Here is a 12,319-nt window from a genome sequence, read left to right as displayed (position 1 = left end):
GGGTGGGATGGATCTCAGATGCGCGCGGCGCGGCGGACCTCGTCTGCAGGGCGGTGCGCGCGCGGTTCGCGGCACGGGACGTGCGCGCCCGGATCGCACGGGCGCCCCGTCACCCGTCGCAGCATTTCCGCGTCGCCGTGTACTTCGCGGACGGCGACGTCAACATGTACCAGATCCGCCAGTGGTACCGCCCGCTGGCGGGCCTGGCCCGCCGGTGGCCGGTCGTCGTGCTCGCCCGGAACGCATCGGGCGCTCGCGCGCTGCTGTCCGACGGCGCGCTGCCGGTCGCCTTCGTGCCGACGGTGCGCGATCTCGAGGACTACCTCGGCACGCAGGACCTCCGCGTCGTCCTGTACGTGAACCAGAACACACGGAACTTCCAGATGTTCCGGTACGGCCGCCGGTGGCACGTGTTCATCAACCACGGCGAGTCCGACAAGATGTACATGACCACCAACCAGTTCAAGGCCTACGACTACGCCCTCGTCGCGGGCGACGCGGCCCGTGAGCGCCTGGGCCGTGTGCTCTGGGACTACGACGTCGAGGACCGGACGATCGAGATCGGACGTCCCCAGGCCGACCACTACTCGGGTGAGCTGCCGTACACCCCCGACGAACGCGTCGTCGTCCTCTACGCACCGACGTGGGAGGGCGACCGCCCGTCCGCCCACTACGGCTCCGTCCGGACGCACGGCGAGGCGCTCGTCGCCGCGGTGCTCGCGTCTCCCCGCCATCGGCTGATCTACCGACCGCACCCCCGCTCGGGGGTCGTGGACGCGGCGTACGGCGCCGCGAACGCCCGCATCATCGCGGCGATCGCGGCGGCGAACGCCGCCGATGCCGGGGCGCGGCACGTGTACGACGCGGCGCCCGAGGTCGGCTGGCAGCTGTCCGCGGCCGATGTCGCGATCGTGGACGTCTCCGCGATGGTCTACGACAGGCTCGCGGCCGACAGGCCGTTGCTCGTCACGCGTCCCACGGATCCCGAGGCGGTCCTGGACACGCGCGGCTACCTGTCCGATGCGGAGTGGCTGAGCGCGGACGCGGCACCTCGCGTGCTCGATGAGGCGGAGCGCGTGCTGGCCGATCCGGACGCCGTGAGACGGCTGGACGGCTGGGTGCGACATTACTTCGGCGACACCGCGCCGGGAGCTGCGACCGCCCGGTTCGAGACGGCGATCGCCACGCTCATGCAGCGCTGGGAGGACTGGCACTCCCGATCGTCGGACGAGGGCGGGATGCCCGAGGCCGCCGAGCTCGACGAGGGCTGAGTCCACCGGGCGCCGCTCGCGGGCGCCGTCGCTCACGCGCCGTCGGGGGCCTGTCCGTCGGACGTCTGCCCGCCGGAGGCAGCGGCGTCATCGGTGTTCTCCGCCGTGGGCGGCATGACCTCCACCGAGATGCCGACCCCGCCGTCGAGGAACGCGAGCACGTCCACCGGGGCCGCGGGCGGGAGAACCTCGCCGGGTGTGCGCGGCTGCCACGGCTCTGCGGGCAGACCTGCCCACTCGGTCGGGTCCTCGGGGCGGCTCTGGAAGATTCCCATCGTCCTATTGTGCGCGCCTTAGGGCATGCGCACGACGATCAGGCGTGCGTGGTCTCGTCGTCGGTGGCGGGGGCAGCGTCGTCGATCGCCGCGTCCGCCTCGGGGATCGCCTCGCGACCGCGGCGTACGCGTCCGCTCGTCGTGACGACGGCCGTTCCCACGGCCTCCGTGATCTTGCGGCCGCCGGCTCCCAGCGCCGATCCCACGCGTCGCACGCTTCCGAGCGCGGCGTGCTCGAGCCGCGCGGCACCGGGGCGGGGCTCGAGCTCTTCCGGATACCGAGCCGGCACGACGCCGAAGGCTCGGCGCGAGCCGACGACGACACGACGGCCGAGCAGATGGTTCCCCGTGCCGCCGACGGCTGCGCCGATGCCGAACGGCAGTGCCTTTCCGAGGACGGAGGCGCCTCCCTTGGCGGCGAACTGACGCACGAACGCGCCCTTGAGCCGGTCGACGAGGGGCCCGACCGCGGCTCGGGGGAGGGACTTCGTGATCAGTTCGCCCCAGTACGCGGATCTCGGTCCGCCCTTGCCGGAGACCTGACGCGTGAGCTGAGCGACGAGATCGACGCCCTCCTGACCGAGCATGAGGGTCAGTACGAGTGCGCGCGCCCGGTCCGGGTTCTCGATCGGGATGCCGTGCAGCTCCGCGAGCGACTGCGCGAACAGCGCCGTCGCGTCGAGGAAGCCGACCGTCTCCACACCGGAGAGGGCGAGCGTCACGCCCGTGCCGATGCCCGGGATCACCGCCGTGGCGCCCACGGCGGCGCCGCCGGTGGTCACCGCGGCGAGGTAGCGGCGCTCCAGCATGCGCACGATCTGCGCCGTGGTGGCGTCGGGGTGGCGCAGGCGGATGCTGCGCAGGTGCGCGACGACGACGGGCCGTTGCACGCGCAGCACACCGTCGAGGGCGCGGATGGCGTGCGGATGCTCCGGAGACCCCTCCGGCGGGAGCCCGCCCGCCCACGGGGAGTCGTCCGGCATCGAGTGGATGCGGTGGACCTTTGCCATGACGGGGACGATCCTATGGACCCCCCCTGAGCGGCCGCTGTGGACTCAGACGAACTGGTTGGCGCGCTCGAGGTCCTCGGCGAAGTCGACTTCGACCGCGTACAGGTCGGAGATGTCGAGCGGTTCGAGCAGCATCCCGTTCTGCGCGATCGCGAGCTCGAGTCCGCGCTCGAAGTAGTCCTGGTCGCCGACGCGTCCGAGCTGGGTGATGAGGGCGCGCTTGTCGCGGCTGGAGACGTAGTTGATGCCGACGGCCTCACCGATTCCGCCCCGCACCGTCTTCGAGAGCTCCTTGATGTATCCCTCGGCGGTCACGGTGTACTTCACCTCTTCGTCGCTCACCTTCGCGGTGTTCACGGTGACGAAGGACTGGTCGCGGCGGATCGGGTCGATCGCCCGCCCGAGCACGCGCGGATCGAAGACGACGTCGCCGTTCATCCAGAGCACTCCGCCGCGGCCGGTGGCGGTGAGGGCGCGCAGGAGGCTCTTGGAGGTGTTCGTCTGGTCGTAGCGGTCGTTGTGGACGTAGTCGACGTGCGGGAACGCCTCGATCACCGTCTCGGCGCGGTAGCCGACGACCGTGGTGATGCGCGCGTCGTCGCCGAACGCGGCGCGGATGTTGTCGTGCTGCTGGCGCATGATGGTACGGCCGTCGCTCAGCTCGGTGAGGGGCTTGGGAAGGCTGCGGCCGAGGCGCGAACCCATCCCCGCGGCGAGGATCACGGTCTGCAAGGTCATGGTGGGGTACTCCTGGAGGTGTTGTTCACCGGCTGTTCAGCGGGTGGACACTCCGACGTGCCGTCAGCCATGCTATCGAACTCGTCTGGCAGGAGGCAGGAAAGGCCCGGTCCGTTGCGTTTCCGTGATCCTAGGGGCCGTCGTCACGGAGGGAAAGAGGCCGGGCACGCGTACATCCGGCTTGGTAGGTTGGTCCGGTGACCGCCTCCTTGCCGCAGCCCGACGACGACGCCGGCGAGGACACTGTCTCCACGCCGCCTCTGCCCGCCGTCAGCGCCGCCGAAGCCGCGGCCGCGGGTGCGTCGCCCGCTCGGACGGACGCGCCGACGGGTTCCGGTCCGGCGAGCCCGGAGTCCTCGCGCCCGGCTCGCCCGGCGCGGCCGAAGAAGCGTGCACCCCGCACCCCGCGGGCGGGGAAGACGACCGCATCGGCTCGCACCTCGCCCGTGCCACCGCCGCCGGCCGTGCCGGCATCCGTCGCGGCGGCGCGCTTCGACGAGGCGGCGGAGTCGGAGTCGGAGGACCCGGCGATCACCGCCGACGAGCCTGCCGTCGACGACGCCGCGTCGCCGGACACCGAGGTCGTCGCCGAGACGGTTGCCTCTGCGGAGCCCGAAGAGGACCCCGAGGCAGCCGCCGACGAGCAGGTGGCTCTCGACGAGCCCGAGGTCGTCGTGGACGAGCAGGTGGCTCTCGACGAGCCCGAGGTCGTCGTGGACGAGCAGGTGGTTCTCGAGGAGCCCGAGGTCGTCGTGGACGAGCAGGTGGCTCTCGACGAGCCCGAGGTCGTCGTGGACGAGCCGATCGAGGTCCCGGCTCCCGAGGAACCCGAGCCCGAACCCGAACCCGGGCCCCAGGAAGAGACCGTCGTGCTCGGCGACGAATCCGTCTCGGACGACGACCAGGGGCCGGCGGAGGACCTTCTCGCCGTCATCGCCTCCGACGACGACGGTGAGGCGCTCCCCGTCGCGGACGTCCCCGCCCTGCGGCTGCGGGCGGTGACCAAGAGCTTCGGGGGCACCCGCGCCGTCGACGGGATCGACCTGACGGTCCCCGCAGGGACCTTCTACGGGATCGTCGGCCCCAACGGTGCGGGCAAGACGACCACCCTGTCCCTGATCGCGGGCCTGCTCCGAGCGGACGCGGGCTCGATCGAGGTCGCCGGGGTGGACCTGTCCGCCGACCCCCGCCGCGCGAAGCAGCAGATGGGCATCCTGCCCGATCGGCTGCGTACGTTCGACCGGCTCACCGGCCGGCAGCTGCTCCACTACTACGGGGTGCTCCGCGGGCTCGCGTCCACCGTCGTCGAGTCCCGCACCGCGGATCTCGCCCGGGCGTTCGATCTCACCGAGGCCCTCGGCCGGCAGGTCTCCGACTTCTCCACCGGCATGACGAAGAAGCTCATGCTGGCGGGGGCGATGATCCACTCGCCGCGCGTGCTGGTCCTCGACGAGCCCTTCGAGTCCGTGGATCCCGTCTCCTCCGCCGTGATCCTCGACATCCTGGCCGCCTATGTGGAGCACGGGGGGACCGTGATCCTCTCGAGTCACGGCATGGATCTCGTGGAACGCGTCTGCAGCGGTGTCGCGATCATCGTGGCCGGCCGGGTGCTCGCCCAGGGCACGCTCGACGACGTGCGCGGGGAGCTCTCGCTCGAGCAGCGGTTCATCGAGCTGTCCGCCGGCATCGCGGACGTGGAGGGCCTGGAGTGGTTGCACACGTTCTCCGACTGAGGTTCGACCTCCTCGTCGGGGCGGTGCGCGGCGACGGACGTCACCGCGCCCGCATCATCGCCGGGATCGCCCTGATCGTCGCGGCGCTGGCCGCGGTGGTCGTCGGTGCGGCTCGCCTGCACGGGGCGAGCGACCTCGTCGCGCAGACCGTCACGGTCGTCGCGGGGTCCGCGCTCGCCCTCGGCTTCTTCGCGGCGGCTCTGGTGGGAGGGGCCGACGACCAGCTCGACCCGCGCCGCTTCGCGGTGCTGGGCGCCTCGCCGGGGCCGATCGCCGCGGCGATCCTGCTCGCCAGCGTTCTCAGCGTTCCCGTCCTCGCGCTGATCGTCGCCGCGGTCGCGATCGGGGGAGTGTGGACCGCCCACGGTGCATCCGTCACGATGACCGTCGTCGGCATGGCGCTCGGAGTGGTCACCTGTCTGCTGGCCAGCCGGATCGCGCTGGCGATCGGAGGGCTCCTTCTCCGCGAGCGACGTTCGCGGGAGCTGAGCGGCGTCTTCCTGGTGGCGCTCCTCGTCGTGATCGTGCCGGTCGCCGTCTTCTTCGCGTCTCTCGGCGGGGAGGGCGCCGTCCCGCCGGCGCTGCGCGACGCGGTCGACGTCCTCGCGCTGACTCCGTTGGGTGCGGCATGGGCGGTCCCGGGTGCCTCCCTCGGCGGCGACCCGGTCCTGCCGCTCCTCGTCGCGATCGCGACGGTGGCGGTGCTCGGCGCCCTGTGGTTCCGACTGGCGACGCTGCTCATGACCACCACCGAACGTCCCGGATCGGGGCGCGAGCGTGCGGGACTGGGGTGGTTCGCTCTGACGCCGAGCACGCCGGCGGGTGGCACGGCCGCGCGCAGCCTCGTCTACTGGCTGCGCGATCCCCGGTACCTCGTGAACCTCGTGATCGTGCCCGTCGCCGCCGTCGTGGTGGTCGTGCCGCTGCTGGTCGTGGGCGTGCCCGTCGCCTACGTCGCGCTCATCCCCGCTCCGCTGATGGCGCTGTTCTTCGGCTGGCTCGCGCACAACGACCTCGCCTACGACTCGACGGCGCTCTGGATGCACGTCGCCAGTGCGATGCGGGGCGTGTCGGACCGGATCGGTCGCCTCGTCCCGGTGGCGGTCCTGGGCGTCGCGACGCTCGGCGTCGCCGTCCCGATCTCGGTGTCGCTGCACGGCCGGTGGGCGGTGCTCCCCGCGCTGGCCGGCGTCTGCGCGAGCCTGTTCCTCTGCGGGCTGGGACTGTCGTCCATCTCGTCGGCCGCCGCGCCGTACGCGGCGTCCCGCCCCGGCGACAGCCCGTTCCAGCAGCCGCAGCGCACGAACGGCGGGCTCGCCCAGGCCGCGGTGCTCCTCGGTGCACTCGTCCTGAGCGTTCCTGCGCTGTGGTTCGGCTGGCTCGCCCTCACGCTCGAGGCGGGCTTCGCCTGGGCGGCGCTGTGGACGGGCCTGCTCGTCGGAGCCGTGGTGCTCGTCGCGGGCATCCTGATCGGCGGTCGCGTGTTCGACCGCGGCGGCGGTCGTCTCATGGAGTTCGTGGAGTCGACCTGAGCGTGCACAGTCCGTCCCGGGCGCCCCGCCGGCCGTTAGACTCGGATGCCATGAGCACCCTGGACGGACCCGGCAGACCGGACGACGGCGGGACCCTGACGCTCGATCGCGAACTCGAGGAGCTCCTGCGCGAGGAGAACATCGAGCCCGGCGATCACGAGCGCTTCTCGCACTACGTCAAGAAGGACAAGATCCTCGAGTCCGCGATCACGGGCAAGCCCGTGCGGGCCCTCTGCGGCAAGAAGTGGACTCCCGGGCGCGACCCGGAGAAGTTCCCGGTGTGCCCCACGTGCAAGGAGATCTACGAGTCGCTGATGGGCTGAGCCCTCACGCGTCGATGTAGACGGTCGGCAGAGCCGGATCCGAGCGGCTGAGCGCGAGCGCCTTGCGCGGGAGTTCCGCGCGCGCCTCGGCATGGTGCGTCCGGGCGCGTTCGACGCCCGCCGGGCCCTCGAACTCCGTGTCGATGTCGCCGTGGTCGACGAGGACCACCTGCAGAGCGCGCGCATCCGGATGCGCGGACGCCGTCTGCACCTCCTCGAAGCCGTCCGACACGGCGATCAGCTCGCTCGTGGCGACGCCGTCCGCGAGGGTGCGGAACGCCGCCTTGCGGCCTCCCGTCGACGCCTTCTCGGCGGATGCCTTCGCGACCGACACCCAGCCGCCGGCGGCGTCCTGCCGGGCGACCAGCTTGTAGACCATGCCCGCGGTGGGGGCGCCGGAGCCGGTGACGACCGAGGTGCCGACGCCGTAGGCGTCCACGGGGGAGGCTGCGAGGGCGGCGATCGCGAACTCGTCGAGATCGCTGGTCACCGTGATCCTCGTCCCCGTCGCGCCCAGGCCGTCCAGCTGCGCGCGCACCTCGGCCGCGACGGTGGGCAGGTCGCCGGAGTCGATGCGCACGCCGCCCAGCCCCGTGCCCGCCACCCGGACGGCGGTCGCGACCCCTTCGCGGATGTCGTAGGTGTCGATGAGGAGCGTCGTGTCGACGCCGAGCGCGGCGATCTGGCTCCGGAAGGCTTCCTCCTCGGTGTCGTGCAGGAGCGTCCACGCGTGCGCCGCGGTGCCCATCGTGGGGATGCCCCACGTGCGGCCCGCCTCCAGGTTGCTCGTGGCGCCGAATCCGGCGATGTACGCGGCGCGCGCCGCGGCGACGGCGGAGTGCTCGGCCGCGCGGCGCGAGCCCATCTCGGCGAGCGGCCGGTCGCCGGCGGCGATGCTCATGCGGGCCGCGGCGTTCGCGACGGCCGAGTCGTGGTTCAGGATGCTCAGGGCCAGGGTCTCGAGCACGACGGCCTCGGCGAAGCCTCCTTCGACGGTGAGCACCGGCGACCCGGGGAAGTAGAGATCGCCCTCGCGGTACCCGCGGATCGTGCCCGTGAACCGGTAGCCCTCGAGGAAGGAGAGGGTCTGCGCGCTGACGACGTCGTGGTCGCGCAGGAAGCGCAGCTCCTCCTCGCCGAAGCGGAAGTCGCGCAGCTCCTGGAGCAGGCGCCCGGTGCCGGCGACGACCCCGAACCGGCGCGCACCGGGGAGGCGCCGCCCGAACAGCTCGAACACGCACGGACGGGACGCGGTGCCGTCGCGCAGCGCCGCATCGATCATCGTCAGCTCGTATCGGTCGGTCAGCAGGGCGCTGGAGGGCGCCGCGGATGCTCCTCGGGACATGCCGTCACTCTATCGACGCGGAGCGCCCCGGCATCGCCGGGTACAGTGGGGGATCGTGACGGACGCGCCTATCGGGATCTTCGACTCGGGCGTCGGCGGTCTCACCGTCGCCCGCGCGGTCTCGCAGCTGCTGCCCCGCGAGTCGCTGCTGTACATCGGCGACACGGCGCACTCGCCCTACGGTCCCAAGCCGATCGCGGATGTGCGTCGCTACGGTCTCGAGGTGCTGGACACGCTGGTCGACGAGGGCGTGAAGATGCTCGTGATCGCCTGCAACACGGCATCCGCCGCGATGCTCCGCGACGCGCGCGAGCGCTACGACGTGCCCGTCGTCGAGGTCATCGGCCCCGCGGTGCGCACCGCCATCTCCACGACGCGCAACCGCCGGATCGGGGTCATCGGCACCGCCGGCACGATCGGATCGGGCGTCTACCAGGACATGCTCGGCGTCAACGCCGACCTCGACGTGTTCGCGCAGGCGTGTCCGCGCTTCGTCGAGTTCGTGGAGGCCGGCGTCACGGACTCCGCCGAGGTCCTCGCCGTCGCGGCCGAGTACCTCGCGCCGCTGCGCGAGGCGGACGTCGACACTCTGGTCCTCGGCTGCACGCACTATCCGTTCCTCGAGGGCGCGATCAGCTACGTCATGGGGCCCGACGTGTCTCTCGTCTCGAGCGACAGCGAGACGGCGAAGGACGTCTACCGGCAACTGGTGTCGCGCGACCTGCTCGCGGGGCCGGATGCCTCGCCGACCCACGTGTACGAGGCCACCGGCGACTCCGCCGACGACTTCCTCCGCCTCGCCGACCGTCTGATGGGCCGCGGCGTCTCCGCCGTGCGCCTCGTGCAGACCGGCGCGATCGACCTTCCGAAAGGACGCGCATGACCACCACCCGCGCCGACGGCCGTTCCGTCGACCAGCTCCGCCCCGTGACGATCGAGAGGGGCTGGAGCGCCCACGCCGAAGGCTCGGCGCTCATCTCCTTCGGCGGCACCAAGGTGCTCTGCACGGCCTCGTTCACGGGCGGCGTGCCGCGCTGGCTGACGGGCAAGGGCAAGGGCTGGGTGACGGCGGAGTACGCGATGCTGCCGCGAGCGACGAACTCGCGCAACGACCGTGAAGCCGTCAAGGGCAGGATCGGCGGGCGCACGCACGAGATCTCCCGCCTGATCGGTCGGGCTCTGCGCGCCGTGGTCGACACGAAGGCGCTCGGCGAGAACACCATCGTCATCGACTGCGACGTGCTGCAGGCCGACGGGGGCACACGTACGGCGGCGATCACGGGAGCCTACGTCGCCCTCGCCGATGCCGTCGAGTGGGGCCGCGCGAAGGGGCTGGTGGGAAAGAACGCGAAGGTCCTGCACGATTCCGTCGCCGCCGTCTCCGTCGGCATCATCGACGGCGAGCCGATGCTCGACCTCGCCTACGTCGAGGACGTCCGCGCCGAGACCGACATGAACGTCGTGGTGACCGGGCGTGGTCTGTTCGTCGAGGTCCAGGGGACCGCCGAGGGGGCCCCGTTCGACAAGCGCGAGCTCGACGCGCTGCTGGAGCTCGGCGTCGCGGGCTGTGCCGATCTGCGCGAGGCCCAGACGGCGGCTCTCGTCTCGTGAGCGGCGTCGAGTCCCGCGCGCGCCGAGTGGTGCTCGCGACGCACAATCCGCACAAGGTCGCGGAGTTCGACGCGATCGTCGCCGCGGTCCGCCCCGACCTGCAGGTCGTCGCGTACGACGGTCCCGAGCCGGTGGAGGACGGGGTCACCTTCGCGCAGAACGCGCTCATCAAGGCGCGCGCCGCGGCGGCGCACACGGGTCTGATCGCCCTCGCGGACGACTCCGGGATCTGCGTGGACGTGCTGGGGGGAGCGCCCGGGGTGTTCTCGGCGTACTGGGCCGGCCATCGCAAGGATGCGCAGGCGAACCTCGATCTGCTGCTCGATCAGCTCTCCGACATCGCCGACCCGCATCGCACGGCGCAGTTCGTCTCGACGATCGCGCTCGTGATCCCCGGGGACGGTGACGCGGCGCCCATCGAGCACACGGTCGCCGGCGTCTGGCCGGGGCGGCTCGCCGCCGCATCCGCGGGTACCGGCGGGTTCGGCTACGACCCGATCTTCGTGCCGGATGACCAGGGCGCCGGGCCGGCGCGGACGGCGGGCGAGTTCACGGCCGCCGAGAAGAACGCCGTGTCCCACCGGGCCCGCGCGTTCCACGCCCTGCTGCCGCTTCTGCAGGGTCTGTAGGAGCACCGCGGGGCGAGTGAAAATCGTCCTCATTCCCGACTGGCCGCGATCGCGGCGGGAGGACCGCGCCCGGGCATAGCCTCGAGTCATGCACGATCACGCCCACAGCGTCTCCGGGGTCCGCGGACAGGCCAACCACCGTCTTCTCGCCATCTCGCTCACGCTCACCTCGGTCGTGATGGTCGTGCAGGTCGTGGGTGCGGTCGTCACAGGATCGCTCGCGCTTCTCGCAGACGCTGCGCACATGTTCGCCGATGCCTCGGCGCTGGTCATCGCCCTCATCGCGAGCATCGTCGCCGCACGGCCCGCGAACGCCCGCAACACCTACGGCTATCAGCGGGCCGAGGTGTTCGGTGCGCTCATCAACGCGGTGCTGCTCATCGTCCTCTGCGTGTGGATCGCGGTCGAGGCCGTCGGGCGGCTGCTGCAGCCCAGCGAGGTCGAGGTCGCGGGCGGCCTGATGATCGTCGTCGCCGTGGTCGGACTCATCGCGAACGCGATCTCGATGTGGCTCCTGTCGGCGGCGCAGCGGACCTCGATCAACGTCCGCGGCGCCTACCTCGAGGTGATGGGCGACCTCCTCGGCTCCGCGGTCGTGATCGTCGCGGCGGTCGTGATCGTCCTGACGGGGTGGATGCCCGCCGACGCCATCGCATCGCTCGTGATCGCGGTCATGATCGTGCCGCGGGCGATCTCCCTCCTGCGGGAGGTGTTCGCCGTGCTGGGGGAGCGCGCGCCCGACGGTACCGATGTGGCGACGATCCGCGAGCACATCCTCGGGGCCGACGGCGTCGCCGACGTGCACGACATCCATGTGTGGCAGCTGACGCGCGGCGCCCCGGTCTTCACGGCGCACGTCGTCGTCGAGCCGGAGGTCCTGACCGGGGGCGGCGCGGGGCGCCTCCTCTCCACACTGCAGGCCTGCCTCGCCGATCACTTCGACGTCGAGCACTCCACCTTCCAGTTCGAACCGACCGGCCACCTCGAAGCCGACGCGCACTGAGTGCGGCCGTGCGAGGATGCAGGGGATGGATGACGCAACCCGCGACGAACTCGCCGAGCTGCGCCGTCGCGCCTACGGACCCGGCTCCGGGATCGCCGATGATCCCTTCGCCCAGGAGCGGCTGAGCGAGCTGGAATCGCGTGCGCGCGACGAGGCCGAGCGCTCCGACCTCCCGCCCGCGCCCGACGACATCCAGGACGTGGAGGTCCGCCGCCTGTTCGCCGATCCGTCGGGCGCCCCCGCCGCGCCGACCTCGACGGCCGCGGGGGAGGACGAGCCCCCGAGCACCGGAGCCGACAGCGCGTCGGACGGACCCGCGCCGATCGCGCGTCCCCGGCGGATCGCGGTGCACTGGCTCGTCGCCTGGGCCGCGTCGATGCTCGTCGTGGCGGTCGTCGTCGGCACCCTCGTGTTCGGTCTCGCGTCGGTGCCGCCGGTCGCCACCGCGGCGGGCCGGCAGATCGCGACGCTCACCGAGCGGGTCGACGCGCCCGCGGAGATGAAGGGCTGGGTGCCCGGCGAGGCCGCGACGGGATTCGCGTTCGAGGGGCTGATCGTCGTGCCCACGCCGATGGGGGTGGGAGTGTTCGGCTCGAACTCGGAGTGCATCATGGTCGCACCCGCCGACGGGTTCGGCACCGACGGCTCCGTGCGCGGCGACGTGTTCTGGTCGTGCCGCGCCGGGGAGTTCCCCGCGACGGTGCAGTTCGTCGTGAGTTCGTCCTCGACGGAGGCACTGCGTGCGCGGTTCCCCCTCGGGACCGCGCTCCGCTTCGTCCTGGACGGCGACCGCGTGGGCGTGTTCACCGACGTCGCGCCGGATCCGTCGTCCGCCCCTGCCTGACGCTG

Annotated in this window: 13 protein-coding genes; 9 read left to right on the top strand and 4 right to left on the bottom strand. The window is 72.0% G+C overall.

What is annotated here, in order from left to right:
- Positions 1 to 2: 2 nt before the first annotated feature.
- Entirely contained in the window at positions 3 to 1,271 is a 1,269-nt protein-coding gene (locus tag WFI00_RS14735) for a CDP-glycerol glycerophosphotransferase family protein (protein ID WP_336632175.1), read from the top strand.
- Positions 1,272 to 1,303: 32 nt separating this feature from the next.
- On the opposite strand, the gene WFI00_RS14730 is transcribed toward WFI00_RS14735, so the two are convergent.
- From WFI00_RS14730 to WFI00_RS14720, 3 genes are read right to left on the bottom strand one after another with little or no spacing between them, the layout of a single operon-like run.
- Entirely contained in the window at positions 1,304 to 1,546 is a 243-nt protein-coding gene (locus WFI00_RS14730) for a hypothetical protein (protein WP_336632176.1), read from the bottom strand.
- A 38-nt stretch (positions 1,547 to 1,584) separates the two neighbouring features.
- Positions 1,585 to 2,556 (bottom strand): hypothetical protein, encoded by a 972-nt coding sequence (locus WFI00_RS14725; protein WP_336632177.1) that lies wholly within the window; start codon positions 2,554 to 2,556, stop codon positions 1,585 to 1,587.
- Positions 2,557 to 2,601: 45 nt separating this feature from the next.
- Positions 2,602 to 3,294, bottom strand: coding sequence for a phosphocholine cytidylyltransferase family protein (locus WFI00_RS14720; RefSeq protein WP_336632178.1), 693 nt, complete (start codon positions 3,292 to 3,294; stop codon positions 2,602 to 2,604).
- A 197-nt stretch (positions 3,295 to 3,491) separates the two neighbouring features.
- Between WFI00_RS14720 and WFI00_RS14715 the strand changes: the two genes are divergently transcribed.
- From WFI00_RS14715 to WFI00_RS14705, 3 genes are read left to right on the top strand one after another with little or no spacing between them, the layout of a single operon-like run.
- Complete coding sequence (locus WFI00_RS14715) at positions 3,492 to 5,027, top strand: ABC transporter ATP-binding protein (RefSeq protein WP_336632179.1); 1,536 nt, start codon at positions 3,492 to 3,494, stop codon at positions 5,025 to 5,027.
- On the top strand, positions 5,003 to 6,559 hold the full coding sequence (locus WFI00_RS14710; protein WP_336632180.1) for a hypothetical protein: 1,557 nt from the start codon (positions 5,003 to 5,005) through the stop codon (positions 6,557 to 6,559). The genes WFI00_RS14715 and WFI00_RS14710 overlap by 25 nt, the downstream gene beginning before the upstream one ends.
- A gap of 50 nt (positions 6,560 to 6,609) precedes the next feature.
- Complete coding sequence (locus WFI00_RS14705) at positions 6,610 to 6,882, top strand: DUF3039 domain-containing protein (protein WP_336632181.1); 273 nt, start codon at positions 6,610 to 6,612, stop codon at positions 6,880 to 6,882.
- Between the two features lie 4 nt (positions 6,883 to 6,886).
- Here the strand turns inward: WFI00_RS14705 and WFI00_RS14700 are convergent, their stop codons facing one another.
- A complete protein-coding gene (locus tag WFI00_RS14700) occupies positions 6,887 to 8,227 on the bottom strand; it encodes a nicotinate phosphoribosyltransferase (protein ID WP_336632182.1) in 1,341 nt (446 codons plus the stop codon).
- Positions 8,228 to 8,282: 55 nt separating this feature from the next.
- On the opposite strand from WFI00_RS14700, the gene murI reads away from it, so the two are divergent.
- The 5 genes from murI (at position 8,283) to WFI00_RS14675 (ending at position 12,314) form a co-directional block, all read left to right on the top strand.
- Entirely contained in the window at positions 8,283 to 9,110 is an 828-nt protein-coding gene (gene murI / locus WFI00_RS14695; protein ID WP_336632183.1) for a glutamate racemase, read from the top strand.
- Positions 9,107 to 9,838, top strand: a complete 732-nt coding sequence (gene rph, locus WFI00_RS14690) for a ribonuclease PH (protein ID WP_336632184.1) — start codon at positions 9,107 to 9,109, stop codon at positions 9,836 to 9,838. Before murI ends, rph begins: the two co-directional genes overlap by 4 nt.
- Positions 9,835 to 10,467: an RdgB/HAM1 family non-canonical purine NTP pyrophosphatase gene (gene rdgB / locus WFI00_RS14685; protein WP_336632185.1), complete on the top strand. Its 633-nt coding sequence runs from the start codon at positions 9,835 to 9,837 to the stop codon at positions 10,465 to 10,467. The genes rph and rdgB overlap by 4 nt, the downstream gene beginning before the upstream one ends.
- An 88-nt stretch (positions 10,468 to 10,555) precedes the next feature.
- Positions 10,556 to 11,470, top strand: a complete 915-nt coding sequence (locus WFI00_RS14680) for a cation diffusion facilitator family transporter (RefSeq protein WP_336632186.1) — start codon at positions 10,556 to 10,558, stop codon at positions 11,468 to 11,470.
- Between the two features lie 25 nt (positions 11,471 to 11,495).
- Entirely contained in the window at positions 11,496 to 12,314 is an 819-nt protein-coding gene (locus tag WFI00_RS14675; RefSeq protein WP_336632187.1) for a hypothetical protein, read from the top strand.
- The last annotated feature ends 5 nt before the right edge of the window (positions 12,315 to 12,319 follow it).

It is taken from the genome of Microbacterium sp. MMO-56, assembly GCF_037146215.1.
Taxonomy (GTDB): domain Bacteria; phylum Actinomycetota; class Actinomycetes; order Actinomycetales; family Microbacteriaceae; genus Microbacterium.
The sequence above is the reverse complement of the archived record's forward strand: the minus strand, read 5'-3'. Positions and strand labels throughout refer to the sequence as shown.

What these genes read in the sequence shown, in the direction of transcription:
- WFI00_RS14730 (WP_336632176.1), bottom strand. Translation starts at nt 1,546, where the DNA reads ATGGGAATCTTCCAGAGCCGCCCCGAGGACCCGACCGAGTGGGCAGGT.
- WFI00_RS14725 (WP_336632177.1), bottom strand. Translation starts at nt 2,556, where the DNA reads ATGGCAAAGGTCCACCGCATCCACTCGATGCCGGACGACTCCCCGTGG.
- WFI00_RS14720 (WP_336632178.1), bottom strand. Translation starts at nt 3,294, where the DNA reads ATGACCTTGCAGACCGTGATCCTCGCCGCGGGGATGGGTTCGCGCCTC.
- WFI00_RS14705 (WP_336632181.1), top strand. Translation starts at nt 6,610, where the DNA reads ATGAGCACCCTGGACGGACCCGGCAGACCGGACGACGGCGGGACCCTG.
- WFI00_RS14700 (WP_336632182.1), bottom strand. Translation starts at nt 8,227, where the DNA reads ATGTCCCGAGGAGCATCCGCGGCGCCCTCCAGCGCCCTGCTGACCGAC.
- rph (WP_336632184.1), top strand. Translation starts at nt 9,107, where the DNA reads ATGACCACCACCCGCGCCGACGGCCGTTCCGTCGACCAGCTCCGCCCC.
- WFI00_RS14680 (WP_336632186.1), top strand. Translation starts at nt 10,556, where the DNA reads ATGCACGATCACGCCCACAGCGTCTCCGGGGTCCGCGGACAGGCCAAC.
- WFI00_RS14675 (WP_336632187.1), top strand. Translation starts at nt 11,496, where the DNA reads ATGGATGACGCAACCCGCGACGAACTCGCCGAGCTGCGCCGTCGCGCC.